This is a genomic window from Polyangium jinanense (assembly GCF_028435265.1).
GTDB lineage: Bacteria > Myxococcota_A > Polyangia > Polyangiales > Polyangiaceae > Polyangium > Polyangium jinanense.
In genome coordinates this window covers 1-18,791 of sequence record NZ_JAGTJK010000102.1, presented here as the reverse complement: position 1 = coordinate 18,791, position 18,791 = coordinate 1, and the positions used below count along the sequence as shown (strand labels likewise).

The window sequence follows — 18,791 nt, the reverse complement described above, 5'->3', positions numbered from 1 at the left end:
ATGAACTGCGCGATGCGCAGTTCATCGAACAGGCCAGACCCTGCCAGCCAAGACAGCCGCGCTGCCATTTCGACTGGCAACGCGGTCCCTGGTCTTGCCACCGGCCTGTGGGAAGAACTGCGCATCGCGCAGTTCTTCCACCCCGAGTCCAGGGCTTGCCCTGGTTCGGGTCGAGGGGCGAACAGCCCCCGCGGGGTCCGGGGCGGCGCCCCGGCGCGGCGGCCCCAAGCAATGCTAGGCCCGTGAAGCGCGGGCGCCGCGTCACGCTGTACGCAGCCTTTTCTCGATTTCCGTGGGCGCGTCGTTCCGATATCCTGCTCGGTCATGCGACGATCGAGTTCCTTTCTCCTGACAGCGCTTCCGCTGCTCGCCTTGCTGCCCGCTGCATGTGGCGGCGGCGAGGCCCAGCAGCCAACCTCTTCGGGGACACAATCTGGTAGCGGCGGCCAAGGCGGCACGGGCGGCATGGGCGGCGATGGCGGCGACGGCGGAATCATCCTCACTGGCCCCGGCGGCGCTGGCGGCCAGGGTGGCCAAGGCGGCGGCGGTGATCTGTGCGTCGGCATCCAATGCCCGCCGGATCAGCACTGCGAGGTGCTCCCTGAGGGAATGCCTGGCTGCGTGAACAACGAGTGCGGCATGCTGAACTGCAAGCCCACCGAGATCTGCGAGGTCACGCCCGGCGGCGGCGCGATCTGCAAGGACATCTCTTGCACGCAGGACGTCGAGTGCCCGGCGAGCCAGTATTGCAATGGCACGATCTGCGTCGACGACGCCTGCGCCCCCGGCACGACGACCTGCATGGGCAACGAGCTCTACGCTTGCCAGGCGAATGGCAGCGGGACGACCGCGCAATTCACCTGCGGCAGCACGTCCTATTACATGAGCATGTGCACGGACTCCGGCATGGGCGATGCTTCGTGCCCCTGCGAGGACGACTGGGATTGCCCGCCGGACACGGCCTGCGAGGTCGGTCAATGTGTCGGCACGGGCAAGCCTGCGACCTGCACGCTGCCGCCCGTGCCGTTCTCGCAGGTCCTGCCGAAGAAGGAGATCCAGTGGGGCGGGACCGGCGTCACGCCGAACAACGTGGCCGTCAATGCGCCCTTTGCAGGCTCGGCGCAGGTGAGCATGACGCCGCTCGTCGTGAACCTCGACGACGACAATGGCGACGGCCTCATCAACGAGCTCGATTTCCCGGAGATCGTGTTCACCACGTACCACAGCACGCTCGCCGACGAGGACGGCGTGGTCCGCGCGATCCACGGCGGCGGCCCGAACAAGGGCAAGGATTATTTCGCCAATGCCGGGACGAACGTCTGGCACGAGGGCGATCCGCTGAACAAGGCGTGGGTGAACACGCAAGGCATCGCCAACTCGACGGGCTCGCTCGCGGCGGGCGATCTCGACAATGACGGCGTGCCGGAGATCGTCATGCCCACGGAGGTCGTGGCGGGCGTGTCGACCGGCGGCGTTGCCATCCTCGACAACAAGGGCGACCTGATCGTGCAGACGGCGGTCAATCAATTGCCTTCGGCGGGCTACAACGTCCCCGCCATCACGCTCGCGAACGTGGATGGCAAGGGGTTCGCCGAGATCATCGTGGGCCGGTTCGTCTTCACGCTCGGCAAGGATCCCGTGACGAACAAGCTCGTGTTCGTCGACCGGTTCGCCGGTACGCTCACAGTCAATGGCAACAACGGGCAGGGCGCGATTTCCTGCGTGGCGAACCTCGTCGGGGACAACAGGCAGGAGATCGTGGCGGGCAGCACGGTCTACAAATTCCCCACGCCGCCGGCCGGTGTGACGAAGCGCGCCGATTGCGCGGCGGGCGACATGAGCGCATTTTGCCTCGGCCAGCTCGAGGTCGTCTGGGACGCGCAGGCCGTCAATGGGGTCGCGAAGGTGCCGGCCACGCAACGTGAGGGCTTCTGCGCCGTCGCCGATATCCTCGGCGCGGACGAGGCAGCCGCGCCGGGCCCCGGCAACGAGCCCGACGGCAAGCCCGAGGTCATCCTGATCTCGCGTGGTTACCTCGCGATCTACAATGGCGAGACCGGCACGCAGCAGCGCTTCACGAATTTGAACGCGGGCGACAACGGCGGCGCGCCGAACGTCGACGATTTCGACGGCGACGGGTACCCGGAGATCGGCACCGCATTCGGTACGCGGTACATGATGATCGACCTGCAATCGACGTCAGCGAGCTGCCCGGCGTGGCCGACCGCGATCAGCGACGCCGCGGCCAACATGAACCCCGCCCGCGCGCCCGGCGCGGCCTGCACGACCGACGCCGAATGCAGCGCGGGCGCAGTCTGCAACACGGCGAAAGGCTCGTGCGTGTGCCTGCACAACGGCTGGCTGCGCATCACGGAGGACGACTCGAGCCGCGTGACGGCCTCCAGCGTCTTCGATTTCAACGGCGACGGCGCGGCCGAGGTGATCTACAACGACGAGTGCTGGTTCCGCATTTACGACGGTACGACGTCGGAGGTGCTCTTCAAGGAGCACTCGCCGAGCCGGACGCGCACGGAAAACCCGGTCATCGCCGACGTCGACAACGACGGCAACGCGGAGATCGTGTTCTCTTCGAACAACGATTCGAGCTCGTGCTCGGTGGGCTTCAACTATCCGAACGGCATCGCCGTCTGGGGCGACACGAGCGACACGTGGGTGCCCGCGCGGCGCATCTGGAACCAGCACGCCTACCACGTGACGAACGTGCTCGAGAGCGGCGCGATCCCGGCGCTCGAGCCGGAGAGCTGGAAGCTCTACAATGGCCGCGAGTACAACACGTACCGCTCGAACCCGCGCTCCTTCGGCGTCGCGCCGGATCTCCGGGTGCCAGGCATCCAGATGTCGTCACCGGACGCAGCCTGCGGGCAGCTTTCGAAAAAACTCGACATCACGGTCGAGATCCGCAACGACGGCGACGTGCGCGTGGGCCCGGGCGTGGTCGTCGCCTTCTACGGCGAATGGATGAACGGGATGCCGAGCGAGCCGCTATATGCGGACGCCGCGCAGACGCCGCTGACCGCCGTGCTCGGGACGAGCCTGGAGCCGGGGCAATCGATCCTGGTGACGGTGAGCTACGACGCGACGAACAATTCGCCGGGAACGCTGCCGGAGAAGGTGCGCGTGGTCGTGGACGACGCAAACCAGGAGCGCGAATGCATCGAGGACAACAACACACTCGAAGCCATCGTGTCCCCGGGCGAGGCGCAGCCAGATCTGCGCATCGACGTAGGCGCAGCCACGGAAGGCTCGTGCCCGGCGCCAACCGTATCGGCGACGGTATACAACGAGGGTTCAGCGCCAGCGAGCAACATCCTCGTGCGCTTCTACGCAGGTGATCCCAACCAGGGCGGCACGCCGATCCACGAGGAGACGATCCCAGGCCCGCTGGATCCAGGTCAAAGCGTGATGCTGACGTCGAAGATGTCGAACTTCCCGCCGAACCTGCTCGTGCTCATCTACGCCGTGGTCGATCCGCAAAACACGGTGCAGGAGTGCAACGACGGCAACAACAAGGACGAGGCGAACGGCAAGGTGGTTTGCGGGATCAATTGATCCTGCACCGCTGAGCCGGGGCGCTGCCCCGGACCCCGCGGGGGCTATTCGCCCCTCGACCCGAACCAGGGCAAGCCCTGGACCTTTGGTGGAAGAACTGCGCTGCGCGCAGTTCTTCCAACGGGCCGGTGGGACGGCGTTGCCGCTTGAAACGTCAGCGCTGCGGTCTTGGGTGGCAGGTCGCTCGCCGGTCTTGACTCGGCCTGTTCGATGAACTGCGCATCGCGCAGTTCATCGACCCCGGGTCCAGCGCTTGCGCTGGTCCGGGTCCAGGGGCGGACAGCCCCGGTGGGGTCTGGGGCAAAGCCCCAGCGCGGCGGCTCAATTCATCCCCGATACACCTCGTCCTGCTCGATCCGCGAGAGCACCCAGTCGAATTCGCCGGCGGTGAGGTGCGCTTTGCAATGGCCGCATGCTCCGCTCATGTTGATCTCCGCGTTCGGGGCGCCGCAGTTTGGGCAGACGGGATCGACCCGCGGGGCGCCACGTCGTTCGGCGCCGCGGATGAGCGTCCAGTATTCGCTGTAGGCGCGCTTCTTCGTCTCGCTGCCGGCCACGACTTTCGCGTCCCCGTCGACCGTGTAATCGCGGCAGGAGGCGAAGACGCGTACCGTGACGGCGTCGTAATGGGCGTCCGAGAGGACACGCGCGAGGTCGATCGACACGATGCGCGCGTCCTCCGTGATGTTGCGCAGCTTCTGCTTGCGGTAGGTGTCGATCCAGTAGCGCTGGGCCTGGAAGAGGTTGTCCGAGAGGTACGGGCGCACGATCGCGAGGTTCTGGCTCGACCAGCCCTCGTGAAACGCTTGGAAGATGGCCTCCACGCGGGCCTTCCAGGACGACCAGCGGAGCTCCGGATCCTTCTCCGTGAGCGCGGACCATCTTGATTTCACGTCGGGCGCGACGACGGTCGGTAGATCCGTCCCGACCTCCTCGACCGTGCCTGTGAGCATGGGGCCGCGGGGCTCGCGGGCTTCGATGTCGATGGAGAAGACGGTCCAGTCGAGCGCGCCCGTGGAGGCGACCATGCCGCAGTAGGGGCATTTCGCGCCGATGGATTTGTCCTGCGGCGCGCCGCAGTTCGGACAGCCGAAGAGACGCGTTTTCTCAGGGGGACGTGATTTCACGTCGGGGTCCCGGACGAGACGCCATTTTTCGACGACCCAGTAGCTCTGCTCTTCGCCCTCGGCCGAGACCTCGGTGTAGTTTACCTCGAAGCCGACCACGAGCTCGATGCGGCGGACGGGCTCGCTTTGCGCGACGACGGCCTCGAATCGCATGGCGCCGATGACGACGTCTCGGACCTCGGCCGCGGGGTAGGGCGAATATGCGGCGATCGCGCCCTCGGCGAGATAGCTCGCGAGCGCGTCGAGCGTGCCCTTGCCGCGTGCGGCCTGGACCTCGGCATAAAGCGCGTAGAGGAAATCCTCGAAGAGGACACGCGAGAAATGCGTGTCTTTGCTGCCGAGGGCGAGGAGCGCGGATTCGATGGAGGAATGGTTTTTCCGGCGGCGTGCCTTCTCCGATGGCGCCTGCTTTTGCTCGCGCGCGCGTCGCCGGGCCGCCCGCGTGCGCTCTTCGGCCGGATCCGGCAGGCTCGATTCCCAGCCGCGCTCGTTCTCGCGTTGCTTCTGGAGGATGTTGCCCACGACGAGAAAAATGGCCCCCATGGCCAGCACGACGAGCGCGAATGGCCCCGAAAACCCCGCGGATCCGCCACTGTACGAGCTCGATCCGGAAGACGACGACGGCGACGAGGACGAGGGCGAGGACGAGGACGAGCGGCTCCCGGACGAGCCACTCCATGGCGACGAGGACGAGGACGAGGAGCGGCTCGACGAGGAGGAGGACGACGAGCTGCTTCGGCCGCTGAAGGTTTGCCCTCCGCCTGGGCGCGCGGCCGCGTCGCTTCCGAGGAAAGGCGATGCGAGGCCGATTCCGGCCGCGAGGGTGAGCGCCGCAAACGTCTTCGTCCGCTTCATGCGCTCACCTCGTCTGCGAGCTCGTTTTCGTCGTCCTCGGCGCGCGGGAGCGCTCGTCCGAGCGCGACGCCGAGCTCTCCGAGCGCGGCGAGGAAGGCCGGAAGTCCGCCCGCATTCTCGATCGACGCCTCGATGCGCCGCCGCGCCGCTGAAACGTTGTCGCCGAGCGCGTCGAAATCGAGGCCGATGTCTCCGACGAGCTCGACCCGCCGCTCGAACGTGGAGACGTAGATCAAAAGCCCTGTGCGCCCGCGGGTGCGGGAGATGCCTCGCTCGACGAACGCCGTGCACGCGGCGCGGCGGACGTTCTCGGCCATCAGGCGGCGCGACGTGAGGGCGCGCCGGAGGGGCGGGACGTTCGCCGAGATGAATCCGCCGAGGGCGAAAACGAGGAGGATCTCGACAGGCAGGAGGTCGTCGTCGAACGGCGCGGGATGAAAAAGAAACACGCAAAGCGCCACGAACGAGAGCACGAACCCGACGAGCCAATCGGTATGCCGGTAGGGGCCGGAGACGGCGCGGACGGCGACGACGACCTCGGCGGAGGTCTTCGCTTCGAGCTCCCGAATGACCCGCGAGGCCTCGTCCTTGGCCTTGGAATCAAGCAAATCCCGCGTGCTCATCGTCGTCCGCCCGCAAGGTAGAGGTGTCAATGCCCGGGAGCAAGAACGAATGCGAGGGGTTGACGCGGACGGCGTCCGGCGATAGAGGGCACGCGTGAGCGAGTCGACCCAGCAGCAGAAGAAGCCAGTCATCTTGTCGGGGATCCAGCCGAGCGGGCAGCTCGCGCTCGGCAACTACGTGGGCGCGCTGAAGAACTGGGTCGAGCTCCAGCACCAGTACGACTGCGTCTTCCTGGTCGTCGATCTGCACGCGCTGACCGTGAAGCAGGTGCCGGCGGAGCTTCGCAACCGCTGCCTGTCGTTCGCGGCGCAGTACATTGCCTGCGGGATCGATCCGGAGGCGTCGACGATCGTGCTCCAATCCCACGTGCCGCAGCACGCCGAGCTCGCGTGGGTGCTCGGGACGATGACGTACATGGGCGAGCTGTCGCGCATGACGCAATTCAAGGACAAGTCGGCGCGGCACGAGGACAACATCAATTCGGGTCTGTTCACGTACCCGGTGCTCATGGCCGCGGACATCCTGATCTATCAGGCGAACCTGGTGCCGGTCGGGGCCGATCAAAAGCAGCACCTCGAGCTCGCGCGGGACGTGGCGCAGCGCTTCAACCAGCGATACTCGGAGACCTTCGTGACCCCGGACATCTTCGTGCCGAAGGTGGGTGCGCGGATCATGGCTCTGCAGGAGCCGACGAAGAAGATGTCGAAGAGCGACCCCAACCCGGACAACTACATCGCGGTGCTCGATACGCCGGACGTGATCCGCCGGAAGTTCAAGCGCGCGGTGACGGACTCGGAGACGGAGATCCGCTACGACGTCGAGAACAAGCCGGGGGTGTCGAACCTCTTGACCATTCACGCGGCGCTGACGAACCAGCCGGTGGAGGCGGTGGCGGCGCATTTCGCGGGGAAGGGATACGGCGATCTGAAGAGCGAGGTCGCGGACGTGGTGGTGGCGACGCTGGAGCCGTTCCAGAAGCGGTATCAGGAGGTCATGGCCGACAAGGCCGGCCTCGAGCAGATCCTCGCGCGGGGCGCCGAGAAGGCGCGGGCGCGGGCGTGGAAGACGCTGTCGAAGGTGTACAAGAAGATCGGGCTCGTGCCGGCGGCGCCGCCGGCGAAGGGGTAACCGGGGAGGGGAGGGGCCATGCGCGGGGACGTCGACGAGCCGATTTCGATCGTCGCCTACGATGCGCGCTGGCCCCTCGAATACGCGGCGGAGTCGGCGCGGGTGCGGGCGGCGCTCGGGCCCGTGGTGGTGGCGATCGAGCCATTCGGGAGCTCGGCGGTGCCGGGGCTCGTGTCGAAGCCGATCATCGACATCCTGGTCGGCGTGGCCGATCTGCAGGCGGCGAAGCCACACGTCGCGGGGCTCGTGGCGCTCGGGTACGAGGATTTTGGAGAGATCTTCGTACCGGGGAGGATCTATCTGCGAAAGCGGGGGGCCGCGCCGCATTTTAATGTGGCGGTGACCGAGTACGGGAAGTCGTTCTGGGAGACGAATCTCGCGGTGCGGGAGTATCTGCGGAGTCATCCGGCGGAGATCGAGGCGTACGCGCAGCACAAGCAGGAGGCCGTGGCGCGCGGGGCGACGATGTTTTCGTCGTATTCGCAGGCGAAGGACGCGTTCGTGCGGGGGCTGCGGGAGCGGGCGCTGGCCTGGGCGGCCAAGAGCTGACGAGGCGTCGCGCCGGGGCGCTGCCCCGGGCCCCGCGGGTGCTGTTCGCCCCTCGACCCGAACCAGGGCAAGCCCTGGACCATTCGTGGAAGAACTGCGCGATGCGCAGTTCTTCCAACAGGCCGGTGGCAAGACCAGGAAGGTGCGTTGCCCGCTGGCGACGACGTCGTGGGTCTTGACCTGGCCTGTTCGATGAACTGCGCATCGCGCAGTTCATCGAACCCGAGTCCAGCGCTTGCGCTGGTCCAGGTCCAGGGGCGGACAGCCCCTGGTGGGGCCTGGGGCAAAGCCCCAGCGCAGCGCCTCCCAGATGAGACCCATGCGGTTCGGACGCGCCAAGTGGCGCGTGCAACGCTTGCAGAGGGCGTTCCGATCGATCTGATCGGTGCTTGCAACGCTTGCAGGCGGCGTTCCGAGCGGTCTGATCGGTGCTTGCAACGCTTGCAGACGGCGTTCTGATCGGTCTGATCGGTGCTTGCAACGCGTGCAGGCGGGGTTTGGAGCGTTCTGATCGGTGCTTGCAACGCTTGCAGACGGCGTTCCGGACGTCTGGACCTGCGTTTACACCTGGAGAGAACGCTCTTCCGGTCGTTCGGACCTCCGCTTGCACCCTGCGTATGTTGGATCCGGTGTGAGAAGGGCGGGACTCCGGACAATCCAGAAATGCGGCCTGAGGCCTGAAATCATGGATCTCGCGCGCATCCGGCGGCTCTTGTCGCTGCTCGAGATCGTCGACGCCATCGAGGACAGGATGATAGAGTCTGGCGGTAAGACGCTGATGAGCGAGGAGCTCTCGCTCTTGCGTTGCTTTGCGCAGCCGGACGCGCCCTTTTCCTTGATGTGCGGCTGCTACCTCCACAAGCACGGGTTTTGACCATGCCCCGCCCCCTTCTCGCCATCATCGGTGACGGCACCGCTCTCCCTGGATCTCCGGCGTACGAAGCTGCTTTCGAGGCGGGTCGTGCGGCTGTGGAAGTTGGCTTTCGTGTCCTCACCGGCGGCCTCGGCGGTGTCATGGAGGCGGCTTGTCGCGGCGCGCGTGCGTCGGGGCGGTACAAGGAGGGGGATACCGTGGGGCTGCTTCCGGGGCATGACCCACGGGCCGCCAATACGTACGTCGATATCGCGATTCCGACCGGGCTCGGGCATTTGCGGAATGCGCTCGTCGCACATGCGGATGCCATCGTCGCCGTCGGCGGGGGCGCGGGGACGCTGTCGGAAATGGCCATGGCCTGGATCCACGATCGAATCGTCGTGGCCCTGGAGATCGCAGGCTGGAGCGGTGAGCTCGCCGGCGTCCGTATCGACGACAGGCAACGATTCCCGGACACGATGGACGATTACGTGATCCCCGCCACCAGCGGCACGGACGCGATCCGCCAGGTCGTCGCGGCACTCGCCGAGCGAGCCAGCCACCAAACGACCACCTAGACCCGAAACCCCACGGCAAAGCGCCCCCCAAGCCCTCGCAACCTCACCCAGCGAGCCAGCAGCCATATCGCCGGGTAGGCCCGAACGAAACGAAGTGGAGTGAGGGCCGTAGGGTGTCGCGCCATCGAGCGCGACACCCTCCCCAAAAGACCATCGGGGGAGACACCCTCCACAAATGTGTGGCAGGATGTGCGGGGTTTTCGCGTATGAAGGCTTTGCTCGTTGCTTCTTCCAAGGCCGATCCACAACCGATCGAGCGGTTGCTTCGGGATCAGTGCAGTGACGTTGCTGTCGTGCCTGCCTTGGAGCTCGCGGCGGCGTCGAGCGCGGGGATCGGGATCGCCGTGCTCCTGTCGTCCGAGGACGAGCAGGACTTTGCTTCGATCATGACCGCTTGTCGCACGCTCCGGAGCGCCCCGGACGGCGGCCCCGTCATCCTCGCGATGGCCATCACGCCCGAGCACGTCGAGGCGCTCTGCGACGAGGGCGTCGATGACTTCATGCTCTGGCCGAACGACGAACGCCTCGTCGCGTCGCGCGTGGGACTCCTGTTTCGGCGCGTGGCGCAGCGGAAGAAGGATGCCGTGCGCGCGGCCATGCTCGGGGATGCGCTCCGACATGCCGAGCGCAGCGAGCAGCGCTTTCGCCATCTCGCCGAGAGCTCGACCGAGATCCTCGCGCGCTTCTCGCCCGGCGGCGTCCGCCTCTACATCTCGCCGGCTTGTCGCACCGTCCTCGGGTACGAGCCCGATGAGCTGCTCGGGTCGAGCATCCTCGACATCCTGCATCCGTCGGATGTGTCGAAGCTCCTCGAGGCGCTCGGCGCGCTCGATGCGGGCGCGCAGGTCGCGGGCGCGATCATCCGGCTGCAGCGCAAGGACGGCGAGTATGCGTGGCTCGAGACGATCAGCCGACCCGTGCGGGATCCTCGTACGGACGTGATCGAGGAGTTCGTCACCGTCTCGCGCGACATCACCGCGATGATCCACGCCGAGCACGAGAAGCTCGAGGCCGAGGCGCGGATCGCCGTGATCGATGCGATTCCGGATCCGCTGTCCGTCGAGGACGACACAGGTAGGTTCACGATCGCGAACCGCGCGTTTTGCGCGCTCCTCGGGCGATCACGCGAGGAGGTCCTCGGGCAGTCGGCGGATGCGCTCAAGCCTGCGCCGAAGGGCACCGGGCCGGATCGGTGGCCGCAGACGACGGACGAGCGCGAGGTGACGATCAAGGCGCCGGATGGATCGCTGCGGGTGCTCGTCGAGAAGCGGGCGCTGCTCGCGGTGCGCAAGGAAGAGCGGCAGCTCGTGTCGATCCTGCGCGACATCACGGAGCATCGGCAACGCGAGGCCGAGGCGCGGCTCGCCACGGCGGCGGCGCTCTCCGCGGGCATCGCGCACGAGCTCAACAATCCGCTCTCGTTTCTGATCGGGAACATCGGCTTCGTGTCGGAAGCGCTTGGCGCGTCGAAGAGCGAAGACGTGACGAAGGCGCTCGACGAGGCGGCGCTCGGGGCGAAGCGGATGGCGTCGCTCGTGCGCGACATGCGGATCCTCGGCGAGGCGTCGCGGGAGACGCCGCCGAAGACGAACATGAAGCGCGCGGTGGAGGCTGCGCTCATGCTCACGACCGGCGCGATCGCGGCGCGCGCGCGGCTCTCGTCCGAGGTGGCCGACGTGCCGTTCGTCGCGGGAGAGCCGGCAGGCATCGCGCTCTTGCTCGTGGACCTCTTGCTGCGGACGGCGCGCGCGCTGCCGGAGGGGGATCCGAAGGCGAACGAGGTGCGCGTCGTGCTCGCGCCCGCAAGCGGAGGGATGGTCTCCTTCGAGGTGTTCGGGAGCGGGCGCAGCGCGGATCGCGCCGGGGAGGCGGGGCTTTCGCGCTCGGAGAGCTTCGTCTCGGCGTACGGCGGGCGGATCGACGTGGAGAACGTGCCGGGGAAAGGCACGCGGCTCAGGTTGTTCTTGCCGGTTGCGCCTTGAGGGTCACTCGATCGGCGTGACGTGCACCGCGACGTCGAGCGTCTCGCGGACGCCGCCGAGGTAGATCGTGCCCGAGGTGGGCGTCGCGTCGACGTAGCTGCGACCGACGGCGAGGCGCACGTGATCGGTCTGCGTGACGACGCCGCTCGTCGGATCGAAGCCTTTCCAGCCGACCTCGGGCAGGTAGACCTGCACCCACGCGTGGGAGGCCTCGGCCATGCTGTGGTTCGGTTGTTTCGGGCCCGTATAAAGGTAGCCGCAGACGTAACGCGCCGGGACGCTGAGCAGGCGGGCGAGGCAGATGAAGAGGTTCGCGAAGTCCTGACAGACGCCGGTGCGCCGCGTGTAGACCTCGTAGGGCGTCGTCGAGAGGCTCGTGGATCCCTTCTGGTAGAGGTAGTCGCGGTGGATCGTCTGGTTCAGGTCGAAGAGCGTGTCGACGAGGTCGTAGTCGTTGCGCTCGACGAAGGTCATCGCGTATCGGGCGAGTACTTCGAGCTGGCTCTCGGGTAGCTCGGGCGGGAGCAGGTAGGGCTGCAAAACCTGCCTTTGCCAGGGCATCCACACGAGCGGGATGGTGCTCCGCGCGTGGAAGGGGCGGAGGCCAAAGGGCTCGGTGTCGAGCAGGCTCACCTCGGAGCGCGCCTCGATGACGAGCTCGGTGTAGCTCTGCTCGATCACGACTTTACGCGCACGGTTGCCGAAGACGTCGTCGTAGTCGCGCTGCTTGCCGTCGACGGAGAGCGTGATGGTGGAGGCGTGGAGCGTCTGCAGGCGATCGTGGATCGGCGTGAGGCGGAGCAGGTGCGAGCTGCGCTCGACGGGCTTGTCGTAGCGATACGAGGTGCGGTGGACGATCGACAAACGGCGCGCCTCGGCAGGCGCGGGACGCTGGAGATCACGGCCGGCGGCGCGCGCCGCGGTGGCCTGGCCGGGCGGCATGTCGGCGATGATGGCGCCTTGCCGGACGACGAGGAGGTGCCCCGGGGACAGGGCCTTCCAGGTGGCGCCGGAGCCTTCGAGCGGGTTCGAGGCGACGAGGATGCCCTTCTGCGCCTCGACGCCACGACGGCCGAGATCGAGGTGGAGATCGGCGTCTTCGAGGACGAGCTTTTCGTAAGGCGGGCAGATGGTGCCGAGGTGGAGCTGTCCCTCGCCGTGGGCGTCGGCGTAGGCGAGGAGATCACGGCCGTCGGTGAGGACGGAGCTCATGTTGCCGTGCGCGCCCAGGCGCTCGAAGAAGGCGCGGACGGCGGAGGGATCGGCGTCGCCGATGCTGCGCCAGCCGTTCTGCGCGAAGAAGGCGAGCAGCTCGCAGAAGACGAGCTCGCTGTCGGTGGAGCCGGTGGGTTCGAAGAGGCCTTTGGTGTTCGAACGTTCGAGGCGATGGCGGAGGCTGCCGCAGTGGGAGAAGAGCCAGTCGCGGCCGGCGTAGCTGCGCGAGAAGGGCTGGGTGTTGGCGTCGCTGATCGCGCCCCAGGTGGCGGTGCGGATGTGGAGGACGAAGAGCGAGGCGGCGAGGTGTTCCCAGGCCTTGACGAGCTCGCTGCGGATGGATCCGTGGGGCGGCGCGGGCTCCTTGAGGACGGAGGCGCTGGGCTCGCCGCCAGGGTAGTAGCCGAGGCCCCAGCCATCGGGTGGGCGCTTCGAGCCCGGGTGGAGGCAGCACAGGTCGAAGCAGGGCGCGAGCTCGCCCTCGAACGACATGGCGAGGAGGTTCGGCATCGAGGGGAGTGTACTGCGGAAGTGAGGGAGGGCAGCTAGGACGGGGTGGGGGGGTGCCGGAGAGCGTCGATCTTGCGGAGGACGGCGCGAGCTTCTTCGACCTGGCCGGAGCCGATGGCTTCGAGGATCTGGATGGCCGCCAGGACCATCCGGCGACCTTCATGCAAGCGTCCCTCGACGACTTCGAGCTGACCCACGGTGATCTGCGATGCGGCGAGGCCCGCTTGATCCCCGATGTCAGCCCGAATGGTCATCGATTCTGCGAGTAACGTACGAACGTCCTCGTAACGCACCAGTTTCACCTTGGCGATCGCGAGGTGATGCAGGGCCGATGCGTAAAGGGCGCGACTTCCTGTGGTTTTGGCGAGGGCTGACGATTCACTGAAGAGGCCTTGAGCCTCGTCGTATCGCCCAAGCTTCAACTCGATGCACCCGAGCTGAAGCAGGGATGCTGCACGTCCCACCACATTTCCAAGCGATTTGTTGATGTCGATCGCTTCGCCGAGGAGCGCCCGTGCCTCCTCGTACCGACCTTCGCTTTCGTCGATGACGGCGAGTAGATGCAAGCACGCCGCGCGTCCCGCCCGATCCCCGAACTCGTCGAAGACCTCCAGGGCTTCCCGTAGCAACGTTCTGGCTACATCGTGCCGACCCTGCCTCCACTCCAGGGTCGCGAGCTCATGCAGGGAGCCGGCTTGCCATCGGCGATTTCCGAGCGCCGCGTTGATCGTGATGGACTCGCGGAGCCACGCCCGCGCCGCGTCGTAACGCCCCGCCTGCTCATCGATGATCGCGAGTTGATGAGCCACCGCGGCGCGCCCCATACGATCGCTCCTCGCGTCGTAGCGACCAAGCGCAGCCTCCAGGGCAGCGCGCGCATCATCGAGCCTCCCCTGAACGGCGAGCTTCGCGCCTTCGAGCGAGATCCGGTCGGGATCCTCCTCCCGCGCCTCAGGATGCTTCAGATCGAAACGCGCCAGCAGATCCGCCGCCTCATCGACGGCGCCGAATTGAATTGCGCGCTGCGCCTCGACGAGCAGTTCCTTGCCGGCATCGATCACCCGCGCGGCCAACGGCGCTGCCACCGCGTGCCGAGCATCGATCGCCGCAAGCTCCAACCGCAGCGGCTCGGGCTTCTCCTCCCACATCCACGCCCCGGCGAAGTCCACGAAATCGGGCGCCTTCTGCTCTAACACCTGCGCCGCGGTCGGGTGTACGAGCAGGAGCCACGGCAGCGGAAAGCTCCGCGCGAGCTCGTCCCGCTCCACGTTGAGCTGCGCGACGATCCTCTCCTCCGCCTCGGCCTCCTCCAGCCCGTGCAGGATCAGCGACGTCGCGCCCAACTCCTGCGCCGTCGCTTCCCGGAGCACGTCCCACAGCCTCCGCTTGTCAGGGCCGACCTCCCGCAGATCGATCACCGCGACGCCCTGCACGTTCGCCTTCGCCCACGCGATCAGCGCGTCCCGCTTCCACGGCGTCGTGATCTGCACGATCGCCAGGTCGAACCCGTGCCCCACGCCCCACTCGAAAAACCGGCGCAGCACGAGGCCGTCGTCCTCGCCGAGCAGGGCCTCGGGCTCGAAGCTCACCGGCGCCGCTCCCGCATGAGCTCGTCCACGAGCGGGTGCACGTCGTACCAGCCTTCGCCGTTGTACTTGAATGCAAGGCGATGGAAGAGGACCGCGAGCGACTTTTCGTCATCGCCGACCTCCTTGGTCTCCGCGATGTGCCCGAGCGCCTCCCACCAGCCGTTCACGTTGATCTGGTCCCGCAGCCGTTGCTTGCGCCGCGCAATGGCCTTCTCCACGTCCTGCTCCGCGATTCGCTCCCCACCCAGCCGGGCAAACCTCGCGGTCCACGAGACGAGATCCAGGAGCTCGCGAATCCCGCCGCCGCTCGCCGCGATCAGCCGGTCGCGGACCTCCTTGTCCGGCATGACCACGTCGAGATCGATTCGCTTGGCGAGGACCTGCTCGAGGAGGTCGCGACCTTTGCCGTCGAACTCGTCGTAGCGCTGGTCGCGCCGGCGCAGCCGGACCGTGAACATGTCGTAACAGGCGTAACTCGCGTCGAGCTGGGCCGACCGAGGTTGAAGCAGGAGGCTGATGGGGGGCGTAAGGATCAGGTTGCAGCGGAGGCTCCGGATCCGATCGGCCCCGATCACGCAGAGCTCGTCGATGACGGAGGGATCGTAACGATCGAGGTTGTCGATCACCAGGAGCAGCGCGCGGCCGTCGAGCCGCTGCTGCGCGGCTTCGAGGAAGTCGTTCACGTTCTGGATCAACGTGCCGGGGAACTTCTTCAGGACCTGCTTCACCTCGGTGCGGTACTCGCTCTCGTGCTTCATGAGCGCCTTGGCTTGCGCGAACATGCTGCCGAGGAACGGGATCTCGAACTTGCCCTCGATGCCCGCCGCGACGTTCGCGTCGTAGCCTTGCGCCCACTTGGTCGAGCGAATCGCGTCGGCGAACCACTTCTCGACGCGGCCGAGGAGCTCGGCAGGCAGGCTCTTGCCAATCCGACGCATCTCCTTCTCGACCGCGAGCGCGATGTTGAGCAGCAGATCCTCGGACTCGATCCGGATCGGATCCATCTCGACCGTCGCCTCGAGGTAGAGCGGGTGGTACGCCTCTCCGACGAGGCCGGCGATGCGCCGGAGCTCCGTGCTCTTGCCCGCGCCGCGGTGGCTCACGAACGCCGCGTGGATGATCTGCTCCGGCTTCCGCGCGAGCAGGTCCTGCACGAGCGTCTCCGCAGCCGCGTCGCCGCGCCCCTCCGAGAGGTCCTGCCACCGAGGATCCCCGCTCGGCAGGGGATCGTCCTGGTCGCAGTTGTGAACGACGTCGCTCAGCGTACGTGCAGGCGCGAGCGCTCGTGGCGTTGCGGAAACGAGAGTCGACATGGATCTCGGCGCGCAGGCTAGCACGGCCTACGCGGTCCCCCGCCCACACGTCAAGCGGCGGAACTGCCCCCGTACTCGTTCGACGCTTGGGGCTTCGGGTCGCCTTCGGCGCACGGAGCCCCAAACCCCAGCAGCTCGCGGCCGATCTCCTCGCAGATGCCGCCCGTCTCCGAGACCACGTACGTCGCGAGGTCGTGGATCGGCAGGATCGTCTCGGGGGTCTGCGACGCGAGCCACGCATCGAGCGCGCCGAGGCGGGCGAGGGAGCGCTCGCCGGGCAGGTCGTTCGCGCCTGCCGGGCGGATCGAGAGGAGCCGCGTGTGGGCCTCGGCGACGGCGTGCCGGACGGATCGGGGGAAGAGGGGTTCGAGGATCAGGAACGCGGCGACCGCGGGGCCCGTCACGCGACCCTGGTGCCGCTTCATGAAGGGCTCCTTGCCGGAGCACGAGCGCAGGATGGAGAGCCACACGCCGGTCTCGACGACCTCGAGGCGTGTTTCGCCTTTGCTGAGCGCGTGGTGGTGCACGTCGACGATGCGGGCCGAGTGGCCGGCGCGTTCGAGGAGGAGACCGAGCAAGAGGAAGTCGAGCGGGTCGTCGTGGAGCATCGTGCTCTGGAGCAGGCCCCGGCAGAGCTCGATGGCGCGGCGGATGGTGCGGTAGAAGGCGTAGCGGTTCGAGGTGTACTCCTCGCACGCGGCGGAGCTCTGGGACCAGAGGTAGAGCTCGTTCAACGTCTCCCAGACTTCGAGGCTCACGACCTCGCGGATCGAGCGGGCGTTGTCGCGGGCCGCGGCGATCGAACGGACGAGCGAGACGTAGTTGGTCTCGTCCCAGGTCATGTAGCTCTGGACGAGCTCGCCGTCGCCCGCCGCGGCTTCGCCGTGCTTCGTGAAGAAGGCTTCGCGCTCGCCGGAGACGATGACGACGGGGAGCCAGCACTGGCGGGGGCCGAGCTCGGCGTCGAGCGAGAGGTGAAGCGTGACGTGGAGGACGCGCGCGGTGCAGTCGACACGTTCGAGGTAACGACCGAGCCAGAAGCAGTGGTCGGCGACGCGGGCGATCATGGATCGTTTCTCCCCGAAGGATTTGATTTGAGCACCCACGTATCCTTGGAGCCGCCGCCCTGGCTGGAGTTGACGACGTACGAGCCAGGCACGAGCGCGACCCGCGAGAGGCCGCCGGGCAAGACCCACGGGCCCGCGGGCGAGGTGAGGACGTAAGGGCGGAGGTCGACGCGGCGAGGAACGAGCGCGCTCCCGGCGCCATCCCAGGTGGGGCAGGTGCTGAGCTCGAGGCGCTCCTGCGCGACGAAACGGCGCGGCTCGGCCTCGATGCGGCGGCGGAAGGAGTCACGCTCGGCGGCCGAGGCCGTGGGGCCCATGAGCATGCCGTAGCCGCCCGCCTCGTCGACCGATTTGACCACCAACCGATCGAGGTGATCGAGGACGTAGCGGAGATCCTCGTCGCGGGCGCAGACGAAGGTGTGCACCTGGGCGAGGATCGGCTCCTCGGCGAGGTAGAAGCGGATCATCTGGGGGACGAACGCGTAGACGGCCTTGTCGTCGGCGACGCCGTTGCCGAGGGCGTTCGCGAGCGCGACGTTGCCCTTCGCGTAAGCGCGGACGAGGCCGCGGATGCCGAGGAGGCTGTCCGGACGGAAGGCCTCGGGGTCGAGGAAGGCGTCGTCGATGCGGCGGTAGATGACGTGGACGCGGCGCGGCCCACGCGTGGTGCGGAGGAAGACGCGGTCGTCGTCGACGTAGAGGTCCGCGGGCTCGACGAGCTCGAGGCCCATCGTGCGGGCGAGGAAGCTGTGCTCGAAGTACGCGGAGTTGTAAGGGCCGGGCGTGAGCACGACGGCGTGCGTGTCGTCATGCGGGGCAGGGGAGACCGAGCGCAGGACTTCGGAGAGGCGCGCGGGGTAGTGCTCGACCGGATGCACGCGGGCCTCTTCAAACACCTTCGGCAAGACGCGCTTCGAGACGATGCGGTTTTCGAGGACGTACGAGACGCCGGAGGGCGTGCGGAGGTTGTCTTCGAGGACGCGGAAGACGCCGTCGGGGCCACGCACGAGGTCGATGCCCGCGACGTGAATGCGCACGCCGCCCGAGGGGCGCAGGCCCCGCAGCATGGGCAGGTGATGCTTGGCGCCGAGGACGAGCTCGCGGAGGAGCGGGTCTTCCGCGAGGATGCGCTGCTCGCCGTAGACGTCGTCGAGGAACATGCCGAGCGCGCGCACGCGCTGCTCGAGGCCACGCTCGACGTGGGAAAAATCCTCGGCGGAAACGAGGCGCGGGACCAAGCAAAAGGGGAAGATCTTCTCGGTGCCGCGCGAGTCCGCGTAGACGGAGAAGGTCACGCCCTGGTTGAGGAGGGCGCGCTCGGCGAGGGCCTGCCAGCGCGTGATCGCGTCGGGCGAGGCAGAGGCGAGGGGAGCGAGCGCGCGTCGGAAGGGGAGGCGCAGGTGCCCGCCCGGGTCGAGGAGCTCGTCATACGTGCCGGGCGCGCTCGGATACCCGGAGAAGAGGCTCGACGGAAGCGGTTCTTCAGCCACTTCCTCCAGTCTATCCAGGAAGAACGCAGCGCGTAAAGAGCGCGTCAGAGCGTGTTCCGCAGGGATGCGCAGAGCGGGGCGTTGCCCCGCACCCCAGGAGGGGGCTGTCCGCCCCCTCCACCCCGGACCAGCGCAAGCGCTGGACCCGGGGTCGATGAACTGCGCGATGCGCAGTTCATCGAACAGGCCATGGCAAGACCACGAGCCGACTCGCCAGCCGAGCGGTCGTTCTTGGTGGCGACGTTCTCCCTGTCGACAGCGCGCATCGCGCGCTGTCGCCCCGGGTCCAGCGCGTGCGCTGGTCCGGGTGCAGGGGCGGATAGCCCCTGCGGGGGTCCGGG

13 protein-coding genes are annotated in these 18,791 nt (G+C 67.4%); 6 read left to right on the top strand and 7 right to left on the bottom strand.

The features are described from left to right. The first annotated feature begins 324 nt into the window (after window positions 1-324). On the top strand, window positions 325-3,570 hold the full coding sequence (locus KEG38_RS53190) for an FG-GAP-like repeat-containing protein (RefSeq protein ID WP_272428724.1): 3,246 nt from the start codon (window positions 325-327) through the stop codon (window positions 3,568-3,570). 326 nt (window positions 3,571-3,896) lie between these two features. On the opposite strand, the gene KEG38_RS53185 is transcribed toward KEG38_RS53190, so the two are convergent. Beyond that, on the bottom strand, window positions 3,897-5,552 hold the full coding sequence (locus KEG38_RS53185; protein WP_272428723.1) for a TIM44-like domain-containing protein: 1,656 nt from the start codon (window positions 5,550-5,552) through the stop codon (window positions 3,897-3,899). After that, the gene (locus KEG38_RS53180; protein WP_272428721.1) at window positions 5,549-6,175 is read right to left on the bottom strand and encodes a hypothetical protein; all 627 of its coding nucleotides are present in this window, start codon (window positions 6,173-6,175) and stop codon (window positions 5,549-5,551) included. The genes KEG38_RS53185 and KEG38_RS53180 overlap by 4 nt, the downstream gene beginning before the upstream one ends. A gap of 94 nt (window positions 6,176-6,269) precedes the next feature. Here KEG38_RS53180 and trpS point away from each other — a divergent pair, with 94 nt between their 5' ends. From trpS to KEG38_RS53155, 5 genes are all read left to right on the top strand, one after another. Continuing rightward, window positions 6,270-7,304, top strand: coding sequence for a tryptophan--tRNA ligase (gene trpS, locus KEG38_RS53175; protein ID WP_272428719.1), 1,035 nt, complete (start codon window positions 6,270-6,272; stop codon window positions 7,302-7,304). An 18-nt stretch (window positions 7,305-7,322) separates the two neighbouring features. Next, window positions 7,323-7,853, top strand: coding sequence for a GrpB family protein (locus KEG38_RS53170; protein WP_272428717.1), 531 nt, complete (start codon window positions 7,323-7,325; stop codon window positions 7,851-7,853). A gap of 685 nt (window positions 7,854-8,538) precedes the next feature. Continuing rightward, window positions 8,539-8,727, top strand: a complete 189-nt coding sequence (locus KEG38_RS53165) for a hypothetical protein (protein ID WP_272428716.1) — start codon at window positions 8,539-8,541, stop codon at window positions 8,725-8,727. A gap of 2 nt (window positions 8,728-8,729) precedes the next feature. Further along, complete coding sequence (locus KEG38_RS53160; protein ID WP_272428714.1) at window positions 8,730-9,284, top strand: SLOG cluster 4 domain-containing protein; 555 nt, start codon at window positions 8,730-8,732, stop codon at window positions 9,282-9,284. Between the two features lie 293 nt (window positions 9,285-9,577). Then, window positions 9,578-11,266: a PAS domain-containing protein gene (locus tag KEG38_RS53155; protein WP_272428712.1), complete on the top strand. Its 1,689-nt coding sequence runs from the start codon at window positions 9,578-9,580 to the stop codon at window positions 11,264-11,266. 3 nt (window positions 11,267-11,269) lie between these two features. Here KEG38_RS53155 and KEG38_RS53150 read toward each other — a convergent pair whose 3' ends face one another. Genes KEG38_RS53150 through KEG38_RS53130 form a run of 5 tightly spaced genes read right to left on the bottom strand, consistent with a single transcriptional unit; the run spans window position 11,270 to window position 18,450 of the window. Beyond that, a complete protein-coding gene (locus KEG38_RS53150; RefSeq protein ID WP_272428711.1) occupies window positions 11,270-12,991 on the bottom strand; it encodes a class II glutamine amidotransferase in 1,722 nt (573 codons plus the stop codon). A gap of 35 nt (window positions 12,992-13,026) precedes the next feature. Beyond that, window positions 13,027-14,580 carry a tetratricopeptide repeat protein gene (locus KEG38_RS55950; protein ID WP_272428709.1) on the bottom strand — a complete coding sequence of 518 codons (1,554 nt, stop codon included), beginning with the start codon at window positions 14,578-14,580 and terminating at the stop codon, window positions 13,027-13,029. Continuing rightward, window positions 14,577-15,893 carry a hypothetical protein gene (locus KEG38_RS53140; RefSeq protein ID WP_272428708.1) on the bottom strand — a complete coding sequence of 439 codons (1,317 nt, stop codon included), beginning with the start codon at window positions 15,891-15,893 and terminating at the stop codon, window positions 14,577-14,579. Before KEG38_RS53140 ends, KEG38_RS55950 begins: the two co-directional genes overlap by 4 nt. 50 nt (window positions 15,894-15,943) lie before the next feature. Continuing rightward, entirely contained in the window at window positions 15,944-16,960 is a 1,017-nt protein-coding gene (locus KEG38_RS53135; protein ID WP_272428706.1) for an alpha-E domain-containing protein, read from the bottom strand. Next, on the bottom strand, window positions 16,957-18,450 hold the full coding sequence (locus KEG38_RS53130; RefSeq protein ID WP_272428703.1) for a circularly permuted type 2 ATP-grasp protein: 1,494 nt from the start codon (window positions 18,448-18,450) through the stop codon (window positions 16,957-16,959). The genes KEG38_RS53135 and KEG38_RS53130 overlap by 4 nt, the downstream gene beginning before the upstream one ends. Between the last annotated feature and the right edge of the window lie 341 nt (window positions 18,451-18,791).

Excerpts from the sequence above, each read along its gene's own strand:
- KEG38_RS53160 (WP_272428714.1), top strand. The coding sequence starts at position 8,730 with ATGCCCCGCCCCCTTCTCGCCATCATCGGTGACGGCACCGCTCTCCCT.
- KEG38_RS53140 (WP_272428708.1), bottom strand. The coding sequence starts at position 15,893 with ATGTCGACTCTCGTTTCCGCAACGCCACGAGCGCTCGCGCCTGCACGT.
- KEG38_RS53165 (WP_272428716.1), top strand. The coding sequence starts at position 8,539 with ATGGATCTCGCGCGCATCCGGCGGCTCTTGTCGCTGCTCGAGATCGTC.
- KEG38_RS53185 (WP_272428723.1), bottom strand. The coding sequence starts at position 5,552 with ATGAAGCGGACGAAGACGTTTGCGGCGCTCACCCTCGCGGCCGGAATC.
- KEG38_RS53170 (WP_272428717.1), top strand. The coding sequence starts at position 7,323 with ATGCGCGGGGACGTCGACGAGCCGATTTCGATCGTCGCCTACGATGCG.
- KEG38_RS53190 (WP_272428724.1), top strand. The coding sequence starts at position 325 with ATGCGACGATCGAGTTCCTTTCTCCTGACAGCGCTTCCGCTGCTCGCC.
- KEG38_RS53150 (WP_272428711.1), bottom strand. The coding sequence starts at position 12,991 with ATGCCGAACCTCCTCGCCATGTCGTTCGAGGGCGAGCTCGCGCCCTGC.
- KEG38_RS53180 (WP_272428721.1), bottom strand. The coding sequence starts at position 6,175 with ATGAGCACGCGGGATTTGCTTGATTCCAAGGCCAAGGACGAGGCCTCG.
- KEG38_RS53135 (WP_272428706.1), bottom strand. The coding sequence starts at position 16,960 with ATGATCGCCCGCGTCGCCGACCACTGCTTCTGGCTCGGTCGTTACCTC.